This is a genomic window from Streptomyces sp. NPDC028331, from assembly GCF_055565775.1.
Map to the genome: position 1 here is coordinate 1 of NZ_JBVHTR010000010.1, position 26,438 is coordinate 26,438.

Here is a 26,438-nt window from a genome sequence, read left to right on the forward strand (position 1 = left end):
CCGCCGACCTCGACGACGACCGTCTCACGGCCCGGCTCCTCCTCCACCTCCGCCTCCGCGGGCGCGGTGAAGGGCTTGATGTCGTTGACGAACTCGGTCTCGATCCAGCGGGTGTGGACCGTGAACGGGCCGTCCTGCCCGTGCACCTCCGGAGCGAACGCCGGATCGGTGACCACCTTGCGGTGGAACGGCAGCGCCGTGGCCATCCCCTCGACCTGGAACTCCTCCAGCGCGCGGGCGGCCCGCTGCAGGGCCTCCTTGCGGGTGCGGCCGGTCACGACCAGCTTGGCCAGCAGCGAGTCCCACGCCGGGCCGATCACGCTGCCGGACTCCACGCCCGCGTCCAGGCGCACGCCGGGGCCGGACGGCGGGGCGAACGTGGTCACGGTGCCGGGGGCGGGCAGGAAGTTGCGGCCCGGGTCCTCGCCGTTGATGCGGAACTCGAAGGAGTGCCCGCGCAGTTCGGGGTCGTCGTAGCCCAGCGGCTCGCCGTCGGCGATGCGGAACATCTCCCGCACCAGGTCGATACCGGCGACCTCCTCGGTCACCGGGTGCTCGACCTGCAGCCGCGTGTTGACCTCCAGGAACGAGATCGTGCCGTCCTGCCCGACCAGGAACTCACACGTGCCCGCACCCTCGTAGCCGGCCTCCTTCAAGATGGCCTTCGACGCCCGGTACAACTCCGCGACCTGCTCCTCGTTCAGGAACGGCGCCGGGGCCTCCTCCACCAGCTTCTGGTGCCGGCGCTGCAGCGAGCAGTCACGCGTGGAGACGACGACCACGTTGCCGTGCTTGTCGGCCAGGCACTGGGTCTCCACGTGCCGGGGCCGGTCCAGGTAACGCTCGACGAAGCACTCACCACGGCCGAACGCGGCCACCGCCTCACGCACCGCCGACTCGTACAGCTCGGGCACCTCCTCCAGCGTGCGGGCGACCTTCAGGCCACGCCCGCCACCACCGAAGGCGGCCTTGATGGCGATCGGCAGCCCGTGCTCCTCGGCGAAGGCGACGACCTCCTCCGCCCCCGAGACGGGGTCGGGGGTCCCGGCGACCAGCGGCGCTCCCGCACGCTGCGCGATGTGACGGGCCGCGACCTTGTCACCCAGATCGCGGATCGCCTGCGGCGGCGGGCCGATCCAGATCAGCCCCGCGTCCAGCACCGCCTGGGCGAAGTCGGCGTTCTCGGAGAGGAACCCGTAGCCGGGGTGCACGGCGTCCGCGCCCGACTCGCGCGCGGCCTTCAGGACCTTGTCGATGTCCAGGTAACTGGTGGCCGGGGTGTCACCACCCAGGGCGAACGCCTCGTCCGCGGCGCGGACGTGCACCGCGTCCCTGTCCGGGTCCGCGTATACGGCCACGCTGGCGATCCCGGCGTCCCGGCAGGCCCGGGCCACTCGAACAGCGATTTCGCCGCGATTGGCGATGAGCACCTTGCGCACGATGCCTCATTTCTGCTGAGAGTACGGATACTTCCGGCCAGCCTCCCCATCCGCCGCTTCAGGGTTCAAGACGCCTTGCTGCAAGCCTTCGTGAAGTGGCGCGGGTCGGTCGGTCCCGCCGGGGCGGTACGGGCTCGGCACGTACCGCCCCGGCGGCGTTCAACGCGGGAGCGTGGTCACCAGGCGTAGGCCTCGGGCGCCGGCCTGGCCCCGTTCGGCCCGGGCGGCGGGAACAGCTCGTCCAGCCTGGCCAGGGTGGAGTCGTCCAGCTTGATCGTCAGTGCGGACAGCGAGCTGTCGAGCTGCTCGGTGGTCCGCGGCCCGATGATGGGCCCGGTCACACCCTCCTGCGCCAGCAGCCACGCCAGTCCGACATGGGCCGGGTCCGCTCCGATGTCGGCGCACAGCTTCTCGTACGCCTCGATCGTGTCGCGGTGCTGGGCGAGCACGCCGACGGAGCGTCCGGTGCTGCCCCGGGAGGCGTTGCCCTCCTTCTGCTTGCGCAGGACACCGCCGAGCACTCCGCCGTGCAGCGGCCCCCACGGGATCACGCCGACCCCGTAGTGCCGCGCCGCGGGCAGCACCTCCAGCTCGACCCAGCGGGTCATCAGGTTGTACATGGACTGTTCGCTGACCAGCCCGAGGAAGTGCCGCGACCGCGCGGCCTCCTGCGCCTGCGCGATGTGCCAGCCGGCGAAATTGGAGGAACCGAAGTAGAGCACCTTTCCCTGCTGGCGAAGGACGCTGAAGGCCTCCCAGATCTCCTCCCACGGCGTGTCCCGGTCGACGTGGTGCATCTGGTACAGGTCGATGTAGTCGGTCTGCAGGCGCTTGAGGGACGCCTCGCACGCCCGCCGGATGTTCAGCGCGGACAGGAACCCCTCGTTGGGCCAACCGCCCGTCGGGATGTAGACCTTGGTGGCCAGCACGGTCTTCTCCCGGCGGCCGCCGCCGGAGGCGAACCACCGGCCCATGATCTGTTCGGTGGAGACCTCGCCCGGCCTCGTGCCGTAGACGTTGGCCGTGTCGAAGAAGTTGATGCCACGCTCATGCGCACGGTTCATGATCGCGTGACTGTCCGCTTCGGAGGTCTGGGTCCCGAAGTTCATCGTGCCGAGCACGAGTCGGGACACGGACAGTCCGCTGCGGCCGAGCTTGGTGTATTCCATGTGTTCCAATCCCTGAGCTGGTGCTGAATCTCGAACTGCTGGTGGTTGTCCGGTGGTCGGGGCCCGAGCCGCCTGCACCGGGACCGGGTCAGGCTGCCGCCTGATCCGGGTACCACGTCGTCATCCGCGCGAAGTCCGCTTCCCACGCCGCCCCCGGCACTCGGCCCAGATCGGCCCAGATCGACGTGCTGTCGAACCAGTGGTCGGTGGCCATCATGTCCAGCGCGTGCGCGGCGGCGCCGTCCCCCGTCAGGAGGTCACGTGCGTGCTCGATCGCCAGGTCCCGCGGTCCCGGTGGCAGAGCCATGCAGTCGGCCACGGCGCGCAGCAGCGCGGACGCCGGGGCCGGGGTGGGGTACGCCGCGTGGTAGACGGAGGCCGACAGGCTCTCGCTGGGGGCGAGGCCGACCTCCACCAGGACTGCGGCCAGTTCGGCCGCGGCGATGACCGAGTGCCTGGCGTCCCACCCCGTCGGTGTGCCGGACAGCGCCCACAGCAGCCGGACGAGCCCAGGCACGACCCAGTCGTCGCCGCGCCCGTACACCAGGTGCGGACGTACGACGATCCCACCGGCGGCGAGTACGGCGTCCTCGGCCGCGGCCCGTGTCCGCGAAGTCGGCGAACGCGGATTCCTCGGCAGCCGCCCGGGGTGGGCGCACCGGAAGGTGCCACGCCCGTAGACGGAGGCGGTGCTGAGATACACGATGCGGGTCACCCCCGCACGCTGCGCCTCGGCGACGAGCGCCGCCGTCCCGCGAGCGTTGACGGCATGGTTGGCCTCGGGCGTCCCGCCGATCTGCGAGGCGCAGTGCAGCAGGACGTCGACCCCGTCGCAGACTCCGTGCAGCGAGTGCGGGTCCGCCAGGTCCGCGCGGACGGTGCGGGCCGAGCCGGCGACGGGCCGCGGCGGCCGGCGGTACGACATCAGCGTCAACTGCCCGCCCCGGCGGGCGGCTTCACGGGCGACATGGGTGCCGATGAAGCCGGCCGCGCCAGTGATCATGGTGTTGGCCACGTGGGCCCTCCCGTCCGGCGGACGTCGCGGACGTTCATCGGGTGTGGGGCCGCAGCATGAGGCGGGCGGTGAAGACGGTCTCGTCGCACTGGGTTCCGCGTACCCGTACCTGGATGTCGTCGGCGTCGTCGGCGACGAGCGGGTCGGCCTCGATGAAGCAGGGCTCGTCGAGCTCCGCGTACCGGTCGAAGGAGCTTTCCAGGTCGAGGACGAGGGCGTCGGTCATGCCGGTCGCGGCGTGGGCGGCCTGCCGGGCCGCCTCCAGGAGCACCATGCCCGGGACGTGGTCCACCGGATGGTCGAAGAATATGGGGTGGTCGCAGTCGGCGCGGAGTTCCCATCGGTTGCGGGAGGCGCCCGCGTCCTCCGAGAGGACCACGTGTTCGGTTCCGGTGCGTCCCACCCGTGCCGGGTCGATCGGCAGTCCCGCGAGGCGGTTGACGCGGGTGGGGCGCTCCCCCCTCAGTCGCCTGTACACGCCGGGAGCCGCGCAGCTGAAGGACGCTCCGGCGGTGGCCAGGGCCACGCCGTCGACCGTCGCCGTCACCTCGTAGCGCATGCCGGCGAGGTTCTTCCCCCGGCGGACGATGTCGTGGCACACCGTGTGCAGTTCGACCTCGGTCGGGGCGGGCGTCGCGACGAACAGATCCGTTGTCGCGGTGAACCCTATGGACCGCATCAGGAACTGGTGTCCGAAGGGGACCTCGTACTCGGCGTGCGCGAGGAGCGATCCGATCTGCCGAACCGACTCGATCAGCAGCATCGGGTCCTGGTAGCCGCCCGACTGCACGAACAGGGAGTGCCCCCGCGGCCACTGGGCGCGGACCGTGAAGGCATCGGGCTGATCGGCCGCCCGCCAACCGGTGAGCAGGACTTCGGAGACTGCGGCTCGGTGGACGTACTGGCGCGGGACGATCGTGGTCAGTCCCGCGTGTGCGGAGTCGAGCGTTGCGGTCATGTTGTGCGCTCCCGTCTGTTTGTGAGCAGGGAGGAGCTGACTGCTGCATGCTGCAGCGGCCCCCCGTTGACCTATCAATAAAATACAGACAGGTCTGTCGGGTAAATCAAGTAAAAACTTTGGTTCGCAGGTGAAGGGAGGGACGATCCGATGATCTGTGACGCCCAACACGCTCCCTCCGTGATGGATGCATCACCCAACGACACCGAGCGAACAGGCAGGTTTGCCTGTTCTTGCCAAACATGACGCCCCAGCAGCCCGGCAGACAGATCTCCGAAAACGGCCGGACATAGCCGACAAAATCAGCGTCATCCCTGGTCAGACGGCAGCACGCCCGTTCGGGCATCAGGCACTGGTCGCGCGTTGACAATCAGACAAGTCTGTTTGGTATCTTCGCAGAGCACCCGGTTTTCCATTCGAGCATCTGGCAGGGCGTCCCAGCGGCGCCCCAGTACAGGGGGAGCAGATGAACCGGCAGGTAGCAGACCTACCCCAATCCACCACAACCCGGCATCACTCCGCACCACAGCACGGCCACCCGACCACACCACAGCACGGCCACCCGGCCGCACCACGGCTGCACGTCCCGGTCGAGCACCCGGCCCTGCGCATCCTGGTCGTCGAGAACGAGGAGCGCTCCGCCAAGGCCCTGGTCCAGGACCTCACCCGGCGGGGCTATCGCGCCGAAAGCGTGGCCACCGGCAGCCAGGCGCTCCAGGTCCACCACCAGGCCGACCTCATCCTGCTCGACCTCGACCTGGCCGACCTGGACGGTCTGGAGGTCTGCCGGGGCATCCGGGCGGTGAGCGACACCCCGATCATCGCCGTCACCGAGCGCGGGAGCGAACTCGACCGTGTGCTCGGGCTGCAGGCGGGCTCCGACGACTACATGGTCAAGCCGTACGGGTTCCACGAACTGCTGGCCCGCATCGGAGCGGTGATGCGCCGGGTCCGTCCCTCCCAGACGGCCCGCACCATCGAACACGGTCCGCTGCGCATCGACGCCGTCGCCCGCAAGGTCACGCTGCACGGCCGCCCCGTGGATCTCACCCGCAAGGAGTTCGACCTGCTGCACATCCTCGCCATGCAGCCGGGCGCCGTCATTTCCCGACGGCAGCTGATGACCCAGGTCTGGGACGACGCATGGTCGCACAAGGGCCGTACGATCGACACGCACGTCAGCAGCCTGCGCGGCAAACTCGGTTCCAGCGACTGGATCGTGACGGTCCGCGGCGTGGGCTTCCGCCTGGGCAACCCTTGAGCAGCGACGACCGCCCCCGGCGCCGGAGGACACGGACACCGGAGCGACCGGACGGGGCCGCCCGCACCGGAGGGAGCGGCCGGCGGTCCGCGGTGTGCGCACCACGGACGCCGCCCCTTCCCGCCGGCCGGTCGTCCGTCGGCGTCCTGTCCGCCGGGCTCCGCCCCCTCCTGACCAGCCACCTGTGGCAATAGGATGCAGACAGGTCGGTATAGTTCGTCTTCGGCGAGTGCAAGGATCGGGAATGGCGAAGCAGGAACGCGGAACACGATCGCGGCGGGCGATTCTGGAGGCTGCCGCTGAGGTGTTCGATCAGCGCGGGTTCGATGCCGCCAGCACCAACGAGATCCTCGCACGCAGCGGCCTCACCCGTGGTGCCCTCTATCACCACTTCCCCTCCAAGGAGGCGATCGCCGTGGCCCTGCTCGAGGCGCACAGCGAGGCCCTGGTCGTCCCCGAGCACTCCAGCAAGATGCAGGCGATCATCGACCTGACGTTCGCCTTCGCCCGCCGCCTCCAGCACGACCCGGTACTGCGCGCCAGCGTGCGCCTGGCCGTGGAGAAGACGTCGTTCCCCCGCCCCATCAACACGCCCTACGACCAGTCGAGCGCGGCCATCCGCGAACTGCTGGAGGAGGCCGGGCGGCAGGGCGAGATCCTGCCGGGCCTGGACCTGAACGAGGCCACCACCCTGATCGTCGGCGCGTTCACCGGCATGCAGGTGATGTCGCAGGTCTACACCAACCGCAAGGATCTGCCCGAGCGCATCACGACCATGTGGCGACTCCTCCTGCCCGGGATGGTGAGTCCCGGAATGATCGGGAACCTGCGCATCACCCCGCCGCCCGCTCCCGCGGCCACGGACGGACTTGCCGCCACGGACGAGCCCACGGTCGTCGACGGGCGCGCGGTCGCCGACGCGTAGCGGTCCACGGAAGGCCCACGACACTCCACCGCTGCGCCGGGCGGGACCCCCGCCGTCGACGAGCCGCCGGCCACCCGGCTCAGGCCCGGTCCGCCTCCGTGAACAGCGGCAGCAGCATGTCCCATATGCGCTTGGCGCTCTCCGGCTGCCACCAGGCCATGTCGGTGTGTCCGAGGGATTCCAGTCCCGCGGTGACCACCACCGCCAGGTCTGCCAGCACCTCCCGGTCGGGGCTGTCGGCGCCTTCCGCGAGCATCCGGCTGCGCAGGCGTGCCAGGACCTCTTCCCGCAGCCGGGGCGGCTCGTCGCTGCCGTCGGCCGCCAACCGCAGGCCGGCCCGCACGAGTTGGTCCTCCGCCAGCGCCTTCCCCAGGGCCATGCTGAAGCGCGCCGGCGCATCGGCGCCGGGAGTCGCGAAGCTCTGCTCGGCCAGCGCGAGGACGCGCTCCTGGGCCTGTGCGTGGACCTCGGCCAGCAGCTCCGCTATGGACAGGAAGTGGTGGTAGAGCGCGCCACGGCTCACCCCGGCGGTGTTGCAGATGTTGACCAACCCCGCGTCGGCAAGCCGGCCGTTCGCGATGAGTTCCACGGCGGCACGCACGAGTGCCTGACGGGTCGTTTGCGACCGCTTTTGCATCGCGCTTGTCCCTTGATCGGTACGACGGCTCCAAGAGGGAGGAGTGGTCATACTGACTCCCCCTCCCCCAAACCATACAGACTCGCCTGTTTTGATGGACAGACCCGGGCGCCATCCAGAGCCAACAGTGCAGCAAATGGCGGGTCTCGTACCAAGAAGTCGAGGCAACCCCGGCGAACTTACGCCCCAGACACGGGAATGAACAGACAAGTCTGTTTGTTAAAGGGGTCCGATGTACACCGGATGCACGTACGCCTCCGTGAGCGAAGGGGGATCAGCGGCAGGCCAGCGGGTTCGGCAGCGGCACATAGCGCGCGTCCGCGCCGTCCGCGCCCGTCCAGCGCAGCAGGAGGTTGGTCTTGCCGGGCAGGGTGGGCGAGGCGAGCAGGGCGGGGATCTCGGGGACCGGGTGGCGGGACAGCTCGGCTCGGGCGGCGGGCCAGGGGTTCCAGCCGGGGTGGCGTTCGCAGAGCAGGGCGGCCACCTCGATGAGGTTGTTGACGACCAGGCAGTACACCAGCCGCTCCCAGCCCTTCTCGCGGGACACGTCCGTCAGGAGCTTCACGCCCTCCGCGTCCCGGAACAGGGCCTGCGCGGGCAGTCCCGTGCCGTCCACCGCGACCAGCGTGTTCTGCAGGTGCGCCTCGAGGACGACACCGTGGCGTTCGAACGCCTCGACGGCCGGGGGCACGACCTGGCGCAGATACGCCGTCCACCAGGCGGTGGGATCGGTGAGGGCGTCGAGCGGGCTGCCGTCGAACCCCTCCACCAGGGCCGCGGCGAGCAGTGGTGTGGCGCCGGGCAGCAGGTGGGGGCGCAGCCCGTCGCGGACCAGGACCGCCAGCTCCTCGAAGGCGAAGGCGGCCGTGCGCCAGCCGCGGTCGCTGAGCCAGGCCGCCGTGCCCCGGTGGGCCGCGAACGCGGACGCCGCGGCGGCGTCGGTGCGGCGCACCTTGAGCAGGTCGTGGCGCCACAGCCGGCGGATGTCGTTGGTGATCCGCACGTCCAGGCTGAACTTGACGAAGAGGTCGTCCTGCGGGACGTACACCGTGCGGATGGCGGCCGTGGGCCACACGGGCCGCGGAGTCTCGCCGAGCCGGATCAGGCGCCCGTCCTCGAACGCCTCGCGGATCTCGGGGCGGGCACCGGCCAGGGCGAGCTGCCAGGGGTGGGCGGGCAGCAGCCGGTAGCCGCGGGGGGCGGTGCCGAGCGCGTCGAGCGCCGTCGTGTCACCCTCCTCGGCGACCGCGTCCTCGCGTACACCCAGAAGGGTGAGCGGGAAGCGGGCATACGCCTCGGGGGCGTACGGCAGCCAGCTCGCGACCGGTCCGCCGCCGCGCGCCTTCGGGGCCGGGTGGTGGGGGTGGCCGGTGACCAGGGACTGTTCGGAGCGCACGTACGGGTCGTCCGGGGCCGCCACGCGGGAGCGTGCGGCCAGGATCGCGGCCACCGCGTCCCGGCTGTCGAGCATCTCGCCGGGCAGTTCGGGGTTGGACAGGCCGGTGGCCCGGCGCAGCTCGTCGGCGGTGAGCTTCACCAGCTCGGCGTGGGTGAGCGGGCGCCAGGTGCCGTCCGTGTACAGCTCGGGGTCGCGGGGGCGGCGGGTGCCACGTACGCGCAGCAGCCGGCCGCCGGCCCGCAGGCGGTGGACGCCTTGCTCGCCGGCGGGTTCGGCCGCCTCTCGGAGCAGGCAGTTGAGCAGCGGCGCCGCCGCGTGGGCGTCGGCGCGCGCGGGGACGTCGTCCCTGGGGTGCATGGGGTCCACGCGATCCATTCGTTCCGTACGGTGCACTGGCGATCAGTATGTCTGTCGTGGACCCGTGTCACGACGCACCGCCCCGTCCCCGAGGAGCCCCGACCGTGCCCCCTTCCCCTCCCGCCGAGGCGGCGCTCGCCGCCGAGCTGGCCGCCGTTCGGCCCGATCTGTCGGCCTCGTACGCGGCGGCGCTGCCCGGTGCCAGGGCCGCCGTCCTCACGCGACTGTGGCGGGCGCTGGCACATGAGCCGCTGCCGTGGGTCGTGCGCCGGGAACCGGCGGACGGCGGGCTGACCCTGCGTCTGGCGGACGGGCGCCGGCTGCACGGCCCGTCGGCGGACCCGTACGCGACCGACGCGTACGTGACCGAGGTACGGCTGGACGGGCGCGCCTTCGACCGCGCGGCGGAGCTGGTCGCGGCACTCGGCGTGCCGCACGGGGACGCGTTCGCCGCCGAGCTGGACCACAGCACGGCCTCGCTGGCGCTGTCGCGGGCCGATCAGCCGGGTGCGGCGCCCGAACCGGGGTCGAGCTGGGCGTGGGAGCAGCGGGTGGTCGACGGGCACCCCTACCACCCGAACTGCCGTTCGCGCCCCGGCTTCTCGGTGGCCGAGCAACTGGCGTACGGGCCGGAGCACCGGCCGCTGGTACGGCTCGGGCTCGTCGCGGTGGGTGACGCCCTCGTACGGGGCGCGTGGCCCGCGTGGCTGCGGGACGGCGAGCGGACGCTGATCCCGGTCCACCCCTGGCAGACGGCGCACGTGCTCGGCGTGGCGGCGAAGGAGGGCCCGCTCGCCCGTCCGCTGATGTCCCTGCGGACGCTGGCGCTGCCCGGCGGCGGCCCGCATGTGAAGACCGCGGTCAGCGCGCGGCTGACGTCCTCCGTGCGGGACATCTCGCTCGCCTCCGTCGAAACGGCCCTCGCGGTGTCCGGCTTCCTGGAGGCGATGGCCGCGCGCACGGACGGTCTGCTGCACATCACCCGCACCCTGGGCGCGGCCGCCGCCCACTCCCCCGATCTGGCGGCGGTGCTGCGGGAGCCGCCCGAGGCGTACGCGGACACGGCGGCCGGCGAGCGGATCGTCCCGGTGGCCGCCCTGCCGCTCACCGGCCTGCCGTCCTCCCCCGCCTGGCTCGCCGCCTTCTCGCGGCTCGCCCTCACCGTCGGCCTGCGGCTGCTCGACCTGGGCGTGGCTCTGGAGGCGCACGGGCAGAACCTGCTGGTGGTGCTCTCGCCCGCGGGTGAGCCGGTGCGGCTGGTCTACCGGGACCTGGCCGACATCAGGGTGAGCCCGGCCCGGCTGGCCCGGCACGGCGTCAAGGCCCCGGAGGTGGCCGACCGGATCGTCACGGACGACGAGACGGCCCTGCGCCGCAAGCTGTTCGGCTCGCTCGTGGCGGGCGCGCTGGCCTCCACGGCGGGTTCGGCGACCGCACTGCGGGCGGCGCTGGAGGCCGTCGTACGGAATCTGCCCGACACCCCCGATCTGACGGCCCTGCGCGAAGGGCCGCTGCCCACCAAGGCGTTGACGCTGATGCGGCTGTCTCCCGAGCATCCCGGAGACCTGTGGACCGGACTGCCGAATCCGCTCCCGCGGTAGCACGGTCCGCTCGGTTCGCACAGTCCGATCGATCCACCGATCGATCCACTCGGTCCGCACGGTCCGCACGGTCGGCACGGTCCTCGGCCCGTTCCTCGGTCGATGCTTGATCGTTTTGAAGCGCGGCCCCATTGATCAATAAGATCCGCCGATGATCACAAGACAACGGCTGGCGGCGGGAGTCTGCGCCCTGCTCGCCGCCCTGGCGGCCGGGATCGCGGTCCCGGCCGGTGCCGTCGCCGACGAGACGACAGCCCAGGACGCGCCCAAGGTCGATCTCGTCCTCGACGTCAGCGGTTCGATGCGGGCGCGGGACATCGACGGCGGTTCGCGGATGGCCGCGGCGAAGCAGGCCTTCAACGAGGTCCTGGACGCGACGCCGGAGGAGGTGCAGCTCGGCATCCGGACGCTGGGCGCCAACTACCCGGGCAACGACCGCAAGACGGGCTGCAAGGACACCGCGCAGCTCTACCCGGTCGGCCCGCTGAACCGGACCGAGGCCAAGACGGCCGTGGCGACGCTCCAGCCCACCGGCTGGACGCCGATCGGCCCCGCCCTGCTGAAGGCGGCGAACGACCTGGACGGCGGCAACGGCTCCAAGCGCATCGTCCTGATCAGCGACGGCGAGGACACCTGTGCCCCGCTGGACCCGTGCGAGGTGGCGCGCGAGATCGCCGCCAAGGGCATCGGGCTGACCATCGACACGCTGGGCCTGGTGCCGGACGCCAAGCTGAACCAGCAGCTCAGCTGTATCGCGGCGGCGACCGGCGGAACGTACACGTCGGTGCAGCACAAGGAGCAACTGTCCGACAAGGTGAACCAGTTGGTGGACCGCACGGCGGACAGGACGGTCACGCCGGTCGCCGTGGACGGCACCGGCCAGTGCGCCACGGCGCCCTCGCTGAAGTCGGGCCTGTACACCGACCGCGAGGAGTTCGGCCAGCACCGCTTCTACCGGGTGGACGTGAAGCCGGGCCAGGAACTGCGCGCCTCCGTCAGCGTGTCCGACGACCGGCAGGTCGGCCCGGACTACGGCGTGACCCTGCGGGCCCTCACGGTGCACGGGCGGGAGATCGTGCGCGGGGAGGCCACCGGCGCGGGCCGCACGGACGTCATGTCGACGGGGCTGCGCTACCCGAAGGCCGAGAGCGACGACGAGGGCGCGCCCGCCGAGACGGTGTGCCTCCAGGTCGCGAACTCCTTCTCCCCGGCAGCCGGTGTGAAGACCACGCCGGGGCTGCCGCTGGAGCTGACGGTGGACGTGGTCGACGGCCCCGGCAAGGCGCGCGACGTGGCCGCCTTCGGCCTCGGGCGCGGCTGGTGGCTGCTCGGCGCGCTCGTCCTGACCGGCTTCCTCGCGGGTCTGCTGTGGGGCTGGCTGTCGCGCTGGCGGATCGCCGTCTGGAGGACCAACTGATGCGTATCGCACGAGTGCTGACCGTGGCGGCCCTGCTGCTGGGCGCCGCCGCCTCCCCGGCCCTGGCCGACTCCTCGCCCTCCGCGAGCCCGTCCGGCGACAGCGCCGCGCCCACCTCGGCGGGCACGTCGTTCCGTACGGCGACGGAGATCCGGCAGGGGCAGCAGGCCACGGCGAGCGCCTCCACGGGTGACTACCTGTACTGGCAGTTCCCGGCCGAGGCGCAGCAGCGTCCCACCGTGCAGGCGACCGTCAAGCTGCCGTCGTCGTCCCGGAGTTCGGCGCAGACCTGGCAGCTCGACGTGTACGACGGGCTGCGGCGCCGCCAGGCGTGCCAGTACGGGGCGCAGACCAGGACCGCCGCCCCGGGCGCCGCCTCGGTGGACCTGTCCTGCACCCTGCGCACGGTCCGCGCCTGGGCGGAGCCGTGGGCCGACGACCCGCTGCCGGGCACGTACTACATCCGGCTGACCGTCGTGGGGGTCGCAGCGGCCGACCTCGGGCAGCCGGTGAACGCCGAGGTGCGGGTGGACTCCAAGGACATCGGCGGCTCGGCGGCGGTGGACGGTTCGCTGGCGGAGCCGCTGGTGCCGGGGATAGCCATGAGGTCCGAGAAGTCGGCGGACCCGGACGCGGACACGGCCGCGCTCTCGAAGCTGAGGCCCGACACCTCCGGCTGGTGGTCCGACCGCTGGGTGTGGACCGGGATCGGCGGCGTCCTCGCCGCCCTCGCGGGCATCGGCGGCTACGCGCTGACCCGCGGCTCGGGCCGCCCGTCCCGGGTCCCGCCGGGCGCCTGAGCGCCCGCTCCCGTCACGCCCCAGGCCCGCCGCGTCCGCTCAGCGCGGCGGGCCTGGTCTTCGGGGCCGCTTCAGTCCCCGCGCAGCAGCTTGGCGAGGCCGCCGTCCCCCGACACCTCCGCGCGGCCTTCGGTCACGGCCTGATGGAGTGTCAACACGCCCTGGCTCAGGGCGACGCACGTCTCGGCGCCGAGGATCAGCCGGGCGTCCGGCTCCTCGGGAGCGGCCCCTTCACCGTAGACCGGACCGTCCTCGGCGCCGAGCCACAGGTGGAACTCCCCCTCTTCCAGCCGGACTTCCACCAGCCCCTCCCCCGCCCCCTCCTCCTCCAGCGTGCGCAGCAACGGGAGCGCGAACCAGTGCGCGCGCACCGCGTCCGTCGGACGGCGCTCCTCCAGCGCGGGTGCGCCCCAGGCGCCGAGCGCCTGGAGCACGGGCAGCAACGCGCGTCCGCGCGGCGTGAGTTCGTACACGTACGCGGCCCCGGGCGGGGGCAGCCGGCGCCGTGTGGTCAGCCCGTCGCGCTCCATGTCCTTCAGCCGGGAGGCCAGCACGTCCGTGCTCACGCCCGGGAGGTCCGCGTGGAGGTCGGTGTAACGGCGGGGACCGGCGAGCAGCTCGCGGACGATCAGGAGGGTCCAGCGGTCGCCGACGACGTCGAGCGCGCGGGCCGTGGAGCAGTACTGGTCGTAGCTTCGGCGAGGTGACATGCGACGCAGTCTAGACGTGTTGTTGGACTTTCCAAGCTGCCACTTGGTAAAACCAAGCAACACAAGCCACCGGAGGGGAAGCGGCCATGGAGTTCCGGCAGTCGAGCAAACTCAGCGAGGTCTGTTACGAGATCCGCGGCCCGGTGATCGAGCACGCCGACGCGCTGGAGGCGGCGGGCCACAGCGTGCTGCGCCTGAACACCGGCAACCCCGCGCTGTTCGGTTTCGAGGCGCCGGAGGAGATCCTCCAGGACATGATCCGGATGCTGCCGCGAGCGCACGGCTACACGGACTCGCGCGGCATCCTCTCCGCGCGCCGTGCGGTGGCGCAGCGCTACCAGGAGCGGGGCCTGGAGGTCGGCGTCGACGACGTCTTCCTCGGCAACGGCGTCTCCGAGCTGGTCTCGATGGCCGTACAGGCGCTGGTCGAGGACGGCGACGAAATCCTCATCCCCGCCCCCGACTTCCCGCTCTGGACGGCCGTCACCACCCTCGCGGGCGGCAAGGCGGTCCACTACCTGTGCGACGAGCAGTCCGACTGGTACCCGGACCTGGACGACATGGCCTCGAAGATCACGGACCGCACGAAGGCCGTGGTCGTCATCAACCCCAACAACCCGACCGGAGCGGTCTACCCGAAGGAGATCCTGGAGGGCGTCCTCGACCTCGCCCGCCGGCACGGACTGATGGTCTTCGCGGACGAGATCTACGACCAGATCCTGTACGACGACGCGGTCCACCACTCCACTGCCGCGCTCGCCCCCGACCTGGTGGTCCTCACCTTCTGCGGGTTGTCGAAGACGTACCGCGTGGCGGGCTTCCGCTCCGGCTGGCTGGTCGTGACGGGGCCCAGGCAGCACGCGAAGGACTACCTGGAGGGCCTGACCATGCTGGCCTCCATGCGCCTGTGCGCCAACGCGCCCGCCCAGTACGCCATCCAGGCCGCGCTCGGCGGCCGCCAGTCCATCGACGAGCTGACCGCCCCGGGCGGCCGCCTGCACGAGCAGCGCGACCGCGCCTGGGAGAAGCTCAACGAGATCCCCGGCGTCACGTGCGTGAAGCCGAAGGGCGCGCTGTACGCGTTCCCGCGCCTCGACCCCAAGGTGCACCGGATCCACGACGACGAGAAGTTCGTCCTGGACCTGCTGTTGCGGGAGAAGATCCAGGTGGTCCAGGGCACGGGCTTCAACTGGCCGGCGCCGGACCACTTCCGCATCCTGACCCTGCCGCACGCCGATGTCCTGGACACCGCGATCAGCAGGATCGGGCGCTTCCTCAGCGGCTACCGGCAGTAGCGCGGCCGGGTCTCCGGCAGTGGGCTTCACCGGCAGTAGCGCGGCCGGTCCTCCCGGCAGCGGGCTTCAGCGCTCGTGCCGGACGATCACCAGCCGCGCAGGGTGACCTCGCTCGGGCCGTTGAACGGAGCGAGCGAGGTCACCGTCCGCGGTGTCCGCAGCCCGTCGTTCTCCGTGAACAGCTCCCGCAGCGCGGGGAAGAAGCCCTCCCGGCCGTCACCCGTGCGGCCTAATCGTACAGCTCGCGGACGGCGTCCGTCATGTCCCCGTCGTCGTCGGCCCCGACGCCCCAGACGTCCCAGAGCAGCGTTTCGACCTTGTTGAGCGCCGCCAGGTCGAGTCGGATGTTGCCCGCCACGAACCACTCCCCGACCAGCGGACCCTCCAGCAGCAGAAGCCCGTAGGACTTCGGGTCGGCCTCGCCCGCGCGGATCCGCCGCCAGGCGTGGGGGCGAGGCGGGGGACGGGCATGCGCGTCACCCTGCCGAAATTCCCCGGCGCATGTCCATGGACGGGCACGGCCGTGCCCCGCGTCCGGTTTCTCACCGGACGCGGGGCACCGGTCCCTTCTCGGGCCCCTCAGGTGCGGAGGGCCTGGCGCAGGGCCGTGGTGGCCTGGGCGACGGCCGACTTGGCCGCCTGCGTGTTCGCGAGGCCGTTGAGCATCACGAAGTCGTGGACCACCCGCGGGTAGTGGGTGGCGGTGACGGGGACGCCGGCGGCGCTGAGCTTGGCGGCGTACTGGCGGCCCTCGTCGGACAGCACGTCGCTGTCGGTGATGACCAGCGCCTTGGGCAGGCCGTGCAGCTCGGTGGTGGTGGCGCGCAGCGGGGACGCGGTGGACCGGCTGCGGACCGAGGTGTCCGGGGCGTACTGGTTCCAGAACCACTTCATGCCCGCGGCGGTCAGCCAGCAGCCGGTGGCGAAGCGCCGGTAGGACGCAGTGTCGAAGCCGGCGTCGGTGACCGGGTAGAACAGCACCTGCTGGGCCAGCTTCGGGCCGCCGCGCTCCTTGGCCATCAGGGTGACGGCGGCGGTCATGTTGCCCCCGACGCTGTCGCCGGCCACGGCGAGCCGGGAGCCGTCGACGTTGATCTGATCGGCGTGCTGGGCCACCCACTGGGTGGCGGTGTAGGCCTGTTCGTTCGCGACGGAGTACTTGGCCTCGGGCGAACGGGTGTAGTCGACGAAGACCACCGCGGCCTTGGCGCCGTTGGCGATCTGCCGCACCAGCCGGTCGTGGGTGGAGAAGTCGCCGAGGACCCAGCCACCGCCGTGGAAGTACATGACGGCCGGCAGCCTGCCGGTCATCCCGTGCGGCCGCACGATGTGCAGGGAGACCGAACCGGTGGGGCCGCCGGGTATGGTCCGCGTGGTGATGTCGGCGGGCAGCTTGGACACCGGGTAGGCGGCCTGGAGTTTCAGGAGCGACTGGCGGGCGGCGTCGGGGGTCAGGTTCTGGATCGGCGGGCCGTCCGCGGCGGCGAGCTTGTCGAGAAACGCCTGGGCGCCGGGTTCGAGGGTCACGCGGGGGTCGCCGCAGCTCGCCTTGGGGGCAGCGGCGGCAGCCGGGGTGGCCAGGACCGGGACGGCCGCCAGGGCGACCGCGGTGAGCAGCGCGGTGAGGCCGGAGAGGGGCTTCAGCGGGGACCGGGAGCGTCGGATGGCGCTCATGGACGTCCTCCTTTCGAGGGTCACTTCGTCAGCGAGCCTTGCCGCGCTCCCCGCCGTTCGGCCCGCCGGGGTGGGCCGACGGGGTGGCGCGGTTCGGCCGTCCGGGTGGCCGTCGGACCGGTGCGGTTTGCGGGCGGCGCCTCGAGCAGGCGGCGGGGATCCGGCGCCGGGCCCGGCCCCCTCCGCCCCGGCCGTCCGGCCCATTCCGTGCTGCGCGCCGCCGGGGCGGTGTGACACGGTGGCGGTGAGCGGAGCAGGAAGGACACGGCGTGGGTGACCTCCTTCTGGTGCGGCACGGCGAGACCGAGTGGTCCCTGTCCGGCCGGCACACCGGGCGGACCGATGTCCCGCTGACCGAGCGCGGCCGGGAGCAGGCACGCCGGCTCGCTCCGCTGATCGCCCGGCACCATGTGGCCGCCGCGTTCGTCAGTCCGATGCAGCGCGCCCGGGAGACGGCACGGCTGGCCGGAATCGGCGGGGCACGGGTCGACGCCGACCTGGCGGAGTGGGACTACGGCGGGTACGAGGGGGTCACGACGGTCGAGATCCACCGGACGCGGCCGGAGTGGTTCCTGTTCACGGACGGTGTCGCGCCCGGGCCGCCCGAGCACCCCGGAGAGGGCCCGCAGGAGGTCGGGGAGCGGGCGGAGCGGGTGCTCGCCAAGATCGACGCGGCGCTCGCGGAGTCGGAGGGCAGCGTGGTCGTCGTCTCCCACGGGCACTTCCTGCGGGTGCTGACCGCGCGGCGCCTCGGGCTGCCGGTCTCGGCGGGGGCGCTGTTCCAGCTCTCCACGGGGACGATGAGCCGGCTGAGCACGGAGCACCGCCGCCATGTGGTGGCCGGGTGGAATGTCAGACCCGACGCGTACTGTTCCCATGGGTCCCTCTCCGAGGGTGAGGCGGGGCCGTCGGGGGAGCACTGAGACTCCGAGGGGAGGGGGCCGTGGTCCGACCGCCGACCGCCGCGCAGCGGCGCCTGATCGAGGCCGCCGATCCCGTGACCGGGCGGCTGCAGGGGACGCAGACCCAACTCGCCGCGCTGGTGAAGCGGGGGCTGGCCTTCCGGCATCCGCGTCCGCCGCACGACCACTTCCTGACCCCGGCGGGGCACCGCATACGGGAGGCGCCCCCGGGGGAAGCGGCCCCGGGCGCCCCGGCCGCGGCGGACTCGGGCGTGTTCGCGGCGCGGGTGGGCGGTGAGGAGACCGGGGATGCGGGGCCCGCCCGGATGCGCGAGGTGCGCGGCGCCTGGCAGGGGCTGCTGGAGCTGCGCCGGATGACCAATCCGGGCGGCGTCACGGACCGCCCGTGCGGCTGGGAGCGGACGCATCTGGTGCGGGCGGCCGCGCTCGCCCTGGAGGCGGCCGGGCACCGGCCCGCGACCGGCGGCCAGGGCACCGGCTACCGGGTGCGCGCGACCCCGCAGCCGGAGGCGGTCGCCGTGCACGAGCCGGACCTCGCGGCACTGCGCGCCTGCGCGGCCACGCTGGAGCAGGCCGGCTGGCAGGTGAGCGAGCACACGCAGCCACGGACACGGGAGCGGTACGTGCTGGCCTCGCCAAGGCGCGTATGACGTGTCTGACGTGTCTGACGTGTCTGACGTGTCTGACGTGTCAGATGCGTACGGCGTGTCTGACGTGTGCGGTGTGTCAGACGTATACGGCGTGTCAGACGTGTACGGCGTTCGTGTCTGACGCGTCAGACGCGTACGACGACCGCCTGACCTCCCCTCAGTGGCCGCCGCTCGGGGGTTGGCAGTCGGTGCCGTCGGGATAGCCGGCGAAGGCGTCCGCCCGGGTGGAGTCGCGGCTCATCGTGCCCTCCACACACAGCGGGTCGGCGTCGATGAGAAAGCCGACCCCGGTGGGGCCGTTCCCGTACGACTGCACCTTCCGGTAGCCGAGCCCGATGAGCGCTTCGCGGGTGCTTTCCGGGTTGAAATCACCGCGCTCGCGCAGCGGTTCGAGCGCGTGCCGGATGCGCGTGACGGCCGCGAGCCCTTGGCAGCGGCTGCGGCCGTGCAGCGGGATGGGAACCCGGAAGCCGTGGTTCTCGGCGTAGTGGTCCGTCGGCGGCGCCGTCGGGCTCGCGGTGTGCGCGGTCGCCGGGGGCGCCGACGTGGGGCTCTCACCGGGGCACGGTAAGTCCGCCGGCGCGCTCGGCGTCGCCGACGCGGATCGGGAGGGCCCGCCCGCAGCGACGTCGTCCCCCGGCCGCTGCGTTCCGCAGCCCACCGCCAGCACGGCCAGCACCGCCATCGACAGCGTCCCGAGTCCGCCCGCGGACGTTCTGATCATCGTCATGCCCCGATCCTCGCCTCACGCCGGGGCAGGCGTCATGAGTTGTTCTACTCACTCCGCTCCGCTCACTCCCCTCCGCTCCCACCGCTCCGTCGCGGACACGGAAGTCGGCGATCAGGCCCCCCAACTGCCGTACATTCGTACACCTGTATGCCGTCCGATGCCGTCGATGCCGTCGATGCCGTCGACGCCGTCACCTGTCGTCGCTGTGGAGGAAACACCGTGACCGAGCACGTCACCGAACCGTTCTCCGTCCGCGTCACCGCCCGGGGCTACGAGACCGACGCCCTGGGGCACCTCAACCAGAGCGTCTACCTGCAGTACGCGGAACACGCCCGGTGGTGCGTGCTCCAGGAGGCCGGGGTGGTTCAGTCCGAGTTGCTGTCCAAGGGCGTCGGTCCCGTCGTCCTGGAGACGACCATCCGCTATCTGCGGGAGCTGCGCGCGGGCGACGAGGTGGACGTGACCTGCGCCTTCGCATGGGGCGAGGGCAAGACGTTCCGGATCCTGCAGACGATACGGAGGACGGACGGCACCGTCTCTGCCGAAATCGCCTCCGTCGGCGGTCTGCTGGACCTCAAGGAGCGCCGGCTGGTGGGCGACCCTCAGGGCTACTTCCGGGCGCTGGCGGACAGGCCGGAGCTGTTCGGGCTGTAGGCGGCGGGGGCCTAGGTGTATTGACCTGAAAGCAGTTCCACGCGATCGCCACCCGCTTCGACAAGATCGCCGACCGCTACCGGGCCGGAGTCGTCTTGGCCTCCCTGATCCTCTGGCTCCGCGAACCAGCCCGCTGATCACTTATCGTCTCCCGGCGGCCGTTGCTCGACCTGCTCGACTGCCCGGCGAACAGCCGTGCGAAGTTCCTCGTCAGGCTCGTTCCGCCTGAGTACGGACTTGAGAGAAACATGCGCTGCCGCCCGCACATCGGGATCCGGGTCACAGAGCGCGGCGGGGATGATCGGCGCGTGCGCCACGGCGTCGGGGCCAAAGATGCCGAGGCCCTCGATCCCTGCGCGCCGCACCATCGCATCCTGTGTCGCAGTAGCCGCGACGAGTAGTTCCAGGGCCTCAACAGGTGCCTCCGCGCACACCAGCGTCAGGCCAGACAGAGCCTGCTCGAACTCTGCGGTGTCGTGACGGGTTGCTGCGGCGAGCCGCATAAGCGCCTCGCTCACCGCCGGCGAACTGGCGGCACGAAGGCTGACCTCGTCGATCCGGGTGGGGGCGGAGTCGTCGTCCATCCGGCCATCCTGCCAGCAGCCGAAACCCGATTCCCAACGCTGGGGAGCAGCGGGTCGGCCGCCGCGAACGACCTGCTGGGCTTTCAGGCTGCGGACAGCAAGGCTCCGCGAGCCAGATGATCATTTGTCAGACACACCCTACACGTCGAGCAGCTCCGGGTTGTGCTCGGCGTCGTATGCCGCGCGTGCCTCGGCGATCGCCACCCGGTGCCGCTCGGCCCAGTCGGTGAGGGACAGCAGGGTGGCGTGCAACTCCCGGGCCATGGGGGTCAGTTCGTACTCGACCTTGGGCGGCACCGTCGGATGCACGGTGCGTGTGACGAGCCCGTCGCGCTCCAGTTGACGCAGGGTCAGCGTCAGCATGCGCCGGCTGATGCCCTCGATGCCGCGCTCCAGCTCGGTGAACCGGATCGGCCCGTGCGCGGCGGCCACGAGGATCTGCACGCTCCATTTGCCGGCCACCCTGTCAAGAACCTCGCGGACCGGGCACGCGTGCGCGTTCACGACCTGCGCGGTAACACCGGTGTTCCTCTGGGACATCGAACTGCCTCCTTACGCCGCCCTCCATGGTCACCCACGATGTACCCCGTTACAAGGCGTACACCTTTGGTTGCCGGGAAGAATGCGGAGGCCACGGCCATGTCGACGCGAGTCGAGTCCCCGACCCACCCGCCACTGCGGCGCACGCACTCCCGTTGGGCGTGCCTGGCCGTGCTGTGCGCGGGGACGCTGATGACGATCCTGGACGGGAACATCGTCACCGTGGCGATGCCCGCGATCCAGAGCGACCTCGGCTTCAGCGCTCCGGGGCTCGCCTGGGTCGTCAACGCGTACCTGATCCCGTTCGGCGGGCTGCTCCTCCTGGCCGGCCGCCTCGGGGACCTGGTGGGTCGCGCACGGATGTTCGCGGCGGGGCTCGCGGTGTTCACCGCGGCCTCCGTGCTGTGCGGGCTCGCCACCGGTCAGGGCGTGCTGATCGCTGCGCGCGCCGTGCAGGGGGCCGGCGGGGCGATGGTGTCGGCCGTGGTGCTCGGCATGCTGGTGGCGCTGTTCCCCGAGCCCCGGGAACAGGCCCGCGCCATCGGGGTGTTCAGCGCGGTCGGGGCGGCGGGCGGTGCCCTCGGCACCTTCCTCGGCGGGGCGTTGACGCAGGCTCTGAGCTGGCACTGGATCTTCCTGATCAACCTGCCGATCGGGCTGGCCGCCTGGTTCGCCGCGGTCCGGGTCCTGGCGCCGGACCGCGGCGCCGGTGCCGGCAGGGGCGCGGACTACCCGGGCGCGGCCCTGGTCACCGGCGCGCTGATGCTCACGGTGTACGTCATCGTCGGCTCCGGCGACCGCGGCCTCGCCGCCACGCTGCTCCTCGCCGCACTCGCCCTGGCCCTCTTCCTGGGGTTCACCGCCCGGCAGGCGCGGATCGCACGTCCGCTGCTGCGGCTGCGCCTGTTCCGCTCGCGGCTGCTGACCGGTGCGAACGCCGTCCAGGTCCTGATGATCGGAGCGATGTACGGTTTCCAGTTCATCGGCGCGCTCTACCTGCAACGTGTGCTCGGCTACGGCGCGTTGCTCACCGGTACGGCGTTCCTGCCGGCGCCGATCGCGATCGGTGTGCTGATGCTGGGTCTGTCGGCGCGCACCATCGGCCGGTTCGGCGGGTACCGGGTGCTGTCGGCCGGGCTGGTGCTGATCGTCGCCGGGATGGCTCTGCTGAGCCGCGCACCGGTCGACGGCTCCTACCTCACCGACGTCCTGCCGCCGCTGCTGCTGCTCTCGGCCGGGTTCGCGGCGGCGATGCCCGCGCTGACCGGGCTCGCGATGTCCGGGGTGCGGGAGGAGGACGGGGGGCTGGCGTCCGGGCTGTTCAACACCACGCAGGTCGTGGGCGGTTCGCTGGGTCTGGCGGTGCTGTCCACGCTGGCGGCGGGCCGGACGGACAGGCTGCTCGCCGGGGGCGCGGAACTCGTCGAGGCCACCGCCGACGGCTACCGGCTGGCCTTCCGGGTGGCGGCGGTGTTCGCGGTGGGGGCGCTGGTGCTGACGGCGGGGGTGCTGCGGCCGCGCAGAGGGTGAGTGCGCGGTGCCGGCGGCGGGCGGACCACCGTCCCGCCGCCGCTCCTCCTCACTCCTGCCCGAACGCCCCGCACCCGTGGTCCCGCGCCCCTGCGCCGCAGGTACGCGACGGAGGCTTGGGCGCCCGGTCAGTCCTGTCCGGCGATCCGCGCCAGGCGCCGGGCCTCGTCCCGGGTGGAACGGGCGACGGCGTCCTCGTCCACGGTCAGCAGCCTGCCGTCGGCCACGATCTGACGGCCGTCGACGAACGAGGCGGTGACCGGTGCCGCCGCCCCGAAGACCAGCGCCGTCACCGGGTCGGCGATCGAGGAGTGGGCGAGCGTGTCCATCCGCCACAGCACCAGGTCGGCCAGCTTGCCCGGTTCCAGGGAGCCGGTCTCCGCGGCGCGGCCCAGCACCTGCGCGCCCCCGTAGGTGCCGAGGCGCAGCGCCTGGCGGGCGTTCAGGGCGGCCTCCCGGTGGGTGCCCAGGCGGTTGATGAGGAGCGCGTTGCGCAGTTCGGTGTGGAGTTCGCCGGACTCGTTGGAGGCCGTGCCGTCCACGCCGAGGCCGACCGGGACGCCGGCGGCGAGCATGTCGGGTACGCGGGCGATGCCGGCGGCCAGGCGTGCGTTGGAGGACGGGCAGTGGGCGACGCCCGTCCCCGTACGGGCGAAGGCCGTGATGTCGGAGTCGTTCATGTGGACGCAGTGCGCCATCCACACGTCCTCGCCGAGCCAGCCGGTGGACTGGAAGTAGTCGGTCGGGCCCATGCCGAACAGCTCGTGGCAGAACTTCTCCTCCTCCACCGTCTCCGATCCGTGGGTGTGCAGCCGCACGCCCTTCCTGCGCGCCAGTTCGGCTCCCTGCCGCAGGAGTTCGGTCGACACCGAGAAGGGCGAGCAGGGGGCCACGGCCACCTGTGTCATGGCGTCGAAGGAGGGGTCGTGGTGCTCGTCGACGGTCGCCTCGGTCGCGGCCAGCGCGCCGTCGAGGGTCTCGACGGCGAAGTCCGGCGGCAGGCCGCCGTCGGACTCGCCGCGGTCCATGGAGCCGCGGGCCAGGGTGAAGCGGACCCCCGTCTCGCGGGCGGCGCGGATGATGGCTCCGGACAGGTCGCCGCAGCCCTTCGGGAAGACGTAGTGGTGGTCCATGGCGGTGGTGACACCGCCGCGGGCCATCATCGCGAGCGACCCCTGGGCCGCCGCGTACACCATCGGCTCGTCGATGCGCGCCCACGTCGGGTACAGGGCGACGAGCCAGTCGAACAGGTTGTGGTCGGTGGCCAGGCCCCGGGTGATCCACTGGTAGAAGTGGTGGTGCGTGTTGATCAGGCCGGGGGTCGCGAGGTGGCCGGTCGCGTCGATGCGGCGCACGACGTTCTCCAGGCCCCCGGGGGCCCTGCCCGGGCCGACCGCCTCGATGCGGTTGCCGGCGATGACGAGGTGTCCGGCGGCGTACTCGGTGTCGTGGGCGTCCACGGTCGCGAGGGCGCAGTTCTCGATGACGACGCGCTGAACGACGCGCTGGGCTGTCATGGTTCGGGGTCCTCGCTTCCGTCACAGGTTGGTGAGGTCCACCGGGATCCGCGCCTCGCAGCCGTCGCGCAGGACGGTGGCCTCGATCAGGCCGTAGGGGCGGTCGGCGGCGAAGTACACCTCGTTGTCGTTCTTCAGCCCGAACGGCTCCAGGTCCACCAGGAAGTGGTGCTTGTTCGGCAGCGAGAAGCGGATCTCGTCGATCTCGGCGCGGTGGTCGATGACGCGGGCGCCCATCCGGTAGAGCGTCTGCTGCAGCGAGAGCGAGTAGGTCTCGGCGAAGGCCTGGAGCAGGTGCCTCCTGGTCTCCTCGTACGAGGTCTCCCAGTCGGGCGTCTCCTGCCCCTCGCCGCTCCAGCCGAACCGCCAGCGCGCGGAGACCTCGGTGGCCAGGATGCGGTCGTGGGTCTCGGGCAGCGTCGTGTACTTGTCCCTGGCGTAGCCCCAGAACTCGGAGTCGGTCGAGTTCATCACGGTCAGGTCCTTCAGGCCGGAGACCACCTCCCAGGACGAGCCGTCGTACGTGATCTGCGTCAGCCGGGTCTCCCGCCCCGAGCGGACGAACGAGTGCGCGCCCGTCCCGGAGTGCTCGATCCGGTCCCAGGTGTACTCCTCGATGCGGATGCGGGCCCGGTGGATGGGCTCCTGCGAGGTCACGAAGTGGCGGGCGAGGCGGATGCCGAACTGCTCGGCGGACGCGATGCCGTGCTCCTTGGCGAACGCGTACACCGTGTTCTTGGTGGTGTCGGTGGGCAGGACGTGCGCGTTGGAGCCGGAGTAGTGGACCTCGTCCATGTCGCCGCTCAGCGACACCGAGACGTTGAGGTCCTTGATGTGGTGGGTGGCGCCGTCCCGCGTGATCCTGACGACTCGGTTCTCGGCCTTGCCGTACTGGTTCTGTCCCAGAGTGGGCATGTGCGCTAGCTCCCTCGGTAAACGGAGTAGCCGAACGGGTTGAGCAGCAGCGGTACGTGGTAGTGCTCGCCCGGCACGACGGCGAAGGTGACCGTCACCTCCGGGAAGAACGCTCCGCGGGCACCGCTGTCCCGATTCGCGGGGGCGTCCTGCTGCGCATCGGCTCGCTTCTTCTCGAAGTACGGCTCCACCTCGAAGTCGAGCCGTACGTGGGTGGTCTCCTGCGGCGGGACCGGGAGGTCCCTGCACCGGCCGTCGGCGTCGGTCGCGCCGCCGCCGAGCGCCTGCCAGTCCGCGTGGCGGCCCGGGCGGGCGGAGAGGCGGACGGTGACGCCCGCGGCGGGACGGCCGATGCTCGTGTCCAGGATGTGCGTGGAGACGGAGGCGGTGGTGCGGGTGCTCATGCGGTGTCGCCCTCTTCGACGATGCGTGCCAGCCGGATGCGGTTGATCCTGCCCAGTTCGGTCCGCACGATCTCCCGTTCCCGCTCCGGCGCGTTGCCGATCCGCTCCTTGACCGCGTCGCGCATCTGCTCGCCGGACTTCCCCGTGGCGCAGATCAGGAAGACATGGCCGAACTTCTCCTGGTAGGCGAGGTTCAGCTCGAGCATCTCCGCCTTGAGCTCCTCGGGGGCGCCGGCCATGCCCCGCTGCTCCCGTGCCGAGGCGGCATCACCCGGCGAGGGGCGGCCGATCGGAGGGTGTCCGGCCATCGCTTCCCGGAGATCCGCCGCGGTCAGCTCGGCCACGGCGGCGTCGTTCGCGGCGGAGAGGTCCTCGGCGGTGGCGTAGGGGCGCCCGGAGAGCACCCGCCGGGCCCACGCCGTGGACGTGCACACCTCGTGGAGAGCCGCGAGGGCCGCGGACTCGTCCAGGGCGTTGAAACGGGCGAGGCCCGGCGGCGTGGCTGGGGACGTCACGGGTGCCTCCGTGGCCTTGGTCCTGGACGGATGCGAACAGCTAACGCCCTCGGACCGCACGAGGTCAACAGTTTGTTGAAAATTCTGGGTGACAAGCCGGGGCGGGGTCCGTCAGGACTCCTTCTCCCGGTTGAGGTAGTTGTAGACGGTGAACCGGCTGACGCCCAGGGCGCTCGCCACGGTCTCGACTCCATGGCGCACGGAGAAGGCGCCGCGCGCCTCCAGGGCCCGTACGACCTCCTGCTTGGCCTTGCGGTCCAGTTCGGAGAGGGGTTTGCCGCGCTTTCGCTCCATGGCGGCGAGGATGTGATCGAGCGAGTCGGCGAGTTGCGGCAGGCGTACGGCGACGGCGTCGGCGCCCTCCCAGACGAGCACCACGTCGTCGGGGCCCGCCTGGTCGGGGGGAAGCATCTCACCCCCCATGGCGTCGACCAGCGGTTTCACGGCCGTGATGAACGGCTCGTCGCCGGTGCCGGTCACTGGCCCTCCCCGATGACGTTGACCTGCAGCGAGATCCGGGTGGCACCGGCCTGGAGGGTTCTGCGCAGCAGCGCGTCGACGGCGGCGAGGACGGCGTCGGCGCGGCCCTCCGCGGTGTTGCCGAACGGACCGACGTCCACGGCGTCCAGGTCGGCGGCTCCGATGACGTCGCGGGCCACCAGGGCGTGCGCGGGCGCCTCGTCGAGGTCGAAGGGCTCGGTCGTGAACTCCACCCGCAAACGCATACTGCCCCCAAACAAGGACCTGACCTGCGGCTTCCCCCGAGTGCCCGCTGCGGGGGCACGCCCAGCAGCGACTCTAACGGAAGCGGGACCGCCG

Annotated in this window: 28 protein-coding genes and 1 pseudogene; 11 read left to right on the forward strand and 18 right to left on the reverse strand. The window is 71.7% G+C overall.

Annotated elements, in window-relative coordinates; all coding sequences use genetic code 11:
- The 4 genes from ACZ4SW_RS16540 to ACZ4SW_RS16555 all read right to left on the reverse strand — a co-directional run.
- On the reverse strand, positions 1-1,439 hold a 1,439-nt coding region (locus ACZ4SW_RS16540; RefSeq protein ID WP_468243223.1), incomplete at its 3' end, for an acetyl-CoA carboxylase biotin carboxylase subunit.
- A gap of 176 nt (positions 1,440-1,615) precedes the next feature.
- The gene (locus tag ACZ4SW_RS16545; RefSeq protein WP_468243225.1) at positions 1,616-2,608 is read right to left on the reverse strand and encodes an aldo/keto reductase; all 993 of its coding nucleotides are present in this window, start codon (positions 2,606-2,608) and stop codon (positions 1,616-1,618) included.
- Positions 2,609-2,696: 88 nt separating this feature from the next.
- Positions 2,697-3,623 (reverse strand): NAD-dependent epimerase/dehydratase family protein, encoded by a 927-nt coding sequence (locus ACZ4SW_RS16550; RefSeq protein WP_468243227.1) that lies wholly within the window; start codon positions 3,621-3,623, stop codon positions 2,697-2,699.
- Positions 3,624-3,657: 34 nt separating this feature from the next.
- On the reverse strand, positions 3,658-4,581 hold the full coding sequence (locus ACZ4SW_RS16555) for a ScbA/BarX family gamma-butyrolactone biosynthesis protein (RefSeq protein ID WP_468243229.1): 924 nt from the start codon (positions 4,579-4,581) through the stop codon (positions 3,658-3,660).
- Between the two features lie 466 nt (positions 4,582-5,047).
- On the opposite strand from ACZ4SW_RS16555, the gene ACZ4SW_RS16560 reads away from it, so the two are divergent.
- The gene (locus tag ACZ4SW_RS16560; RefSeq protein ID WP_468243232.1) at positions 5,048-5,842 is read left to right on the forward strand and encodes a response regulator transcription factor; all 795 of its coding nucleotides are present in this window, start codon (positions 5,048-5,050) and stop codon (positions 5,840-5,842) included.
- 244 nt (positions 5,843-6,086) lie between these two features.
- Positions 6,087-6,767, forward strand: a complete 681-nt coding sequence (locus tag ACZ4SW_RS16565) for a ScbR family autoregulator-binding transcription factor (protein WP_468243234.1) — start codon at positions 6,087-6,089, stop codon at positions 6,765-6,767.
- A gap of 79 nt (positions 6,768-6,846) precedes the next feature.
- Here ACZ4SW_RS16565 and ACZ4SW_RS16570 read toward each other — a convergent pair whose 3' ends face one another.
- Together ACZ4SW_RS16570 and ACZ4SW_RS16575 are read right to left on the reverse strand one after the other, a co-directional pair.
- A complete protein-coding gene (locus ACZ4SW_RS16570) occupies positions 6,847-7,356 on the reverse strand; it encodes a TetR family transcriptional regulator (protein WP_468243237.1) in 510 nt (169 codons plus the stop codon).
- 322 nt (positions 7,357-7,678) lie between these two features.
- Positions 7,679-9,178, reverse strand: coding sequence for an IucA/IucC family protein (locus ACZ4SW_RS16575; protein ID WP_468243240.1), 1,500 nt, complete (start codon positions 9,176-9,178; stop codon positions 7,679-7,681).
- Positions 9,179-9,207: 29 nt separating this feature from the next.
- On the opposite strand from ACZ4SW_RS16575, the gene ACZ4SW_RS16580 reads away from it, so the two are divergent.
- The 3 genes from ACZ4SW_RS16580 (at position 9,208) to ACZ4SW_RS16590 (ending at position 12,978) form a co-directional block, all read left to right on the forward strand.
- Positions 9,208-10,761: an IucA/IucC family protein gene (locus tag ACZ4SW_RS16580; protein WP_468243242.1), complete on the forward strand. Its 1,554-nt coding sequence runs from the start codon at positions 9,208-9,210 to the stop codon at positions 10,759-10,761.
- Between the two features lie 151 nt (positions 10,762-10,912).
- On the forward strand, positions 10,913-12,178 hold the full coding sequence (locus ACZ4SW_RS16585) for a VWA domain-containing protein (RefSeq protein WP_468243244.1): 1,266 nt from the start codon (positions 10,913-10,915) through the stop codon (positions 12,176-12,178).
- The gene (locus ACZ4SW_RS16590) at positions 12,178-12,978 is read left to right on the forward strand and encodes a hypothetical protein (protein ID WP_468243247.1); all 801 of its coding nucleotides are present in this window, start codon (positions 12,178-12,180) and stop codon (positions 12,976-12,978) included. Before ACZ4SW_RS16585 ends, ACZ4SW_RS16590 begins: the two co-directional genes overlap by 1 nt.
- Before the next feature lie 71 nt (positions 12,979-13,049).
- Here the strand turns inward: ACZ4SW_RS16590 and ACZ4SW_RS16595 are convergent, their stop codons facing one another.
- Entirely contained in the window at positions 13,050-13,688 is a 639-nt protein-coding gene (locus ACZ4SW_RS16595; RefSeq protein WP_468243249.1) for a winged helix-turn-helix transcriptional regulator, read from the reverse strand.
- An 86-nt stretch (positions 13,689-13,774) separates the two neighbouring features.
- On the opposite strand from ACZ4SW_RS16595, the gene ACZ4SW_RS16600 reads away from it, so the two are divergent.
- Positions 13,775-14,983: a pyridoxal phosphate-dependent aminotransferase gene (locus tag ACZ4SW_RS16600; protein WP_468243252.1), complete on the forward strand. Its 1,209-nt coding sequence runs from the start codon at positions 13,775-13,777 to the stop codon at positions 14,981-14,983.
- A 229-nt stretch (positions 14,984-15,212) separates the two neighbouring features.
- Here ACZ4SW_RS16600 and ACZ4SW_RS16605 read toward each other — a convergent pair whose 3' ends face one another.
- Both ACZ4SW_RS16605 and ACZ4SW_RS16610 read right to left on the reverse strand, forming a co-directional pair.
- Entirely contained in the window at positions 15,213-15,341 is a 129-nt protein-coding gene (locus ACZ4SW_RS16605) for a hypothetical protein (protein ID WP_468243254.1), read from the reverse strand.
- A gap of 221 nt (positions 15,342-15,562) precedes the next feature.
- On the reverse strand, positions 15,563-16,657 hold the full coding sequence (locus tag ACZ4SW_RS16610; protein WP_468243256.1) for an alpha/beta hydrolase: 1,095 nt from the start codon (positions 16,655-16,657) through the stop codon (positions 15,563-15,565).
- Between the two features lie 269 nt (positions 16,658-16,926).
- On the opposite strand from ACZ4SW_RS16610, the gene ACZ4SW_RS16615 reads away from it, so the two are divergent.
- Complete coding sequence (locus ACZ4SW_RS16615) at positions 16,927-17,580, forward strand: histidine phosphatase family protein (RefSeq protein WP_468243259.1); 654 nt, start codon at positions 16,927-16,929, stop codon at positions 17,578-17,580.
- Between the two features lie 20 nt (positions 17,581-17,600).
- Complete coding sequence (locus tag ACZ4SW_RS16620; RefSeq protein ID WP_468243261.1) at positions 17,601-18,230, forward strand: hypothetical protein; 630 nt, start codon at positions 17,601-17,603, stop codon at positions 18,228-18,230.
- A 157-nt stretch (positions 18,231-18,387) separates the two neighbouring features.
- On the opposite strand, the gene ACZ4SW_RS16625 is transcribed toward ACZ4SW_RS16620, so the two are convergent.
- A complete protein-coding gene (locus ACZ4SW_RS16625) occupies positions 18,388-18,960 on the reverse strand; it encodes a hypothetical protein (protein ID WP_468243264.1) in 573 nt (190 codons plus the stop codon).
- Between the two features lie 219 nt (positions 18,961-19,179).
- Here ACZ4SW_RS16625 and ACZ4SW_RS16630 point away from each other — a divergent pair, with 219 nt between their 5' ends.
- Positions 19,180-19,614 (forward strand): acyl-CoA thioesterase, encoded by a 435-nt coding sequence (locus ACZ4SW_RS16630; RefSeq protein WP_468243267.1) that lies wholly within the window; start codon positions 19,180-19,182, stop codon positions 19,612-19,614.
- Positions 19,615-19,643: 29 nt separating this feature from the next.
- Positions 19,644-19,751: pseudogene (locus ACZ4SW_RS16635) on the forward strand (IS5/IS1182 family transposase); the annotation flags it as partial.
- Here the strand turns inward: ACZ4SW_RS16635 and ACZ4SW_RS16640 are convergent.
- Together ACZ4SW_RS16640 and ACZ4SW_RS16645 are read right to left on the reverse strand one after the other, a co-directional pair.
- Positions 19,752-20,198, reverse strand: coding sequence for a hypothetical protein (locus ACZ4SW_RS16640; RefSeq protein ID WP_468243269.1), 447 nt, complete (start codon positions 20,196-20,198; stop codon positions 19,752-19,754).
- Positions 20,199-20,336: 138 nt separating this feature from the next.
- Positions 20,337-20,738, reverse strand: a complete 402-nt coding sequence (locus ACZ4SW_RS16645) for a winged helix-turn-helix transcriptional regulator (RefSeq protein ID WP_468243271.1) — start codon at positions 20,736-20,738, stop codon at positions 20,337-20,339.
- Positions 20,739-20,837: 99 nt separating this feature from the next.
- Here ACZ4SW_RS16645 and ACZ4SW_RS16650 point away from each other — a divergent pair, with 99 nt between their 5' ends.
- Complete coding sequence (locus tag ACZ4SW_RS16650; protein WP_468243274.1) at positions 20,838-22,268, forward strand: MFS transporter; 1,431 nt, start codon at positions 20,838-20,840, stop codon at positions 22,266-22,268.
- Positions 22,269-22,396: 128 nt separating this feature from the next.
- Here ACZ4SW_RS16650 and ACZ4SW_RS16655 read toward each other — a convergent pair whose 3' ends face one another.
- From ACZ4SW_RS16655 to ACZ4SW_RS16680, 6 genes are all read right to left on the reverse strand, one after another.
- Positions 22,397-23,785: an 8-oxoguanine deaminase gene (locus tag ACZ4SW_RS16655; RefSeq protein ID WP_468243276.1), complete on the reverse strand. Its 1,389-nt coding sequence runs from the start codon at positions 23,783-23,785 to the stop codon at positions 22,397-22,399.
- Between the two features lie 21 nt (positions 23,786-23,806).
- Entirely contained in the window at positions 23,807-24,700 is an 894-nt protein-coding gene (gene pucL, locus ACZ4SW_RS16660; RefSeq protein ID WP_468243279.1) for a factor-independent urate hydroxylase, read from the reverse strand.
- Between the two features lie 5 nt (positions 24,701-24,705).
- Positions 24,706-25,104: a hydroxyisourate hydrolase gene (gene uraH / locus ACZ4SW_RS16665; RefSeq protein WP_468243281.1), complete on the reverse strand. Its 399-nt coding sequence runs from the start codon at positions 25,102-25,104 to the stop codon at positions 24,706-24,708.
- Positions 25,101-25,619 carry a 2-oxo-4-hydroxy-4-carboxy-5-ureidoimidazoline decarboxylase gene (uraD, locus tag ACZ4SW_RS16670; RefSeq protein WP_468243284.1) on the reverse strand — a complete coding sequence of 173 codons (519 nt, stop codon included), beginning with the start codon at positions 25,617-25,619 and terminating at the stop codon, positions 25,101-25,103. Before uraD ends, uraH begins: the two co-directional genes overlap by 4 nt.
- 111 nt (positions 25,620-25,730) lie before the next feature.
- Positions 25,731-26,099, reverse strand: a complete 369-nt coding sequence (locus ACZ4SW_RS16675) for a helix-turn-helix domain-containing protein (RefSeq protein WP_468243286.1) — start codon at positions 26,097-26,099, stop codon at positions 25,731-25,733.
- Positions 26,096-26,344, reverse strand: coding sequence for a hypothetical protein (locus ACZ4SW_RS16680; RefSeq protein ID WP_468243289.1), 249 nt, complete (start codon positions 26,342-26,344; stop codon positions 26,096-26,098). The genes ACZ4SW_RS16675 and ACZ4SW_RS16680 overlap by 4 nt, the downstream gene beginning before the upstream one ends.
- Positions 26,345-26,438 lie beyond the last annotated feature (94 nt).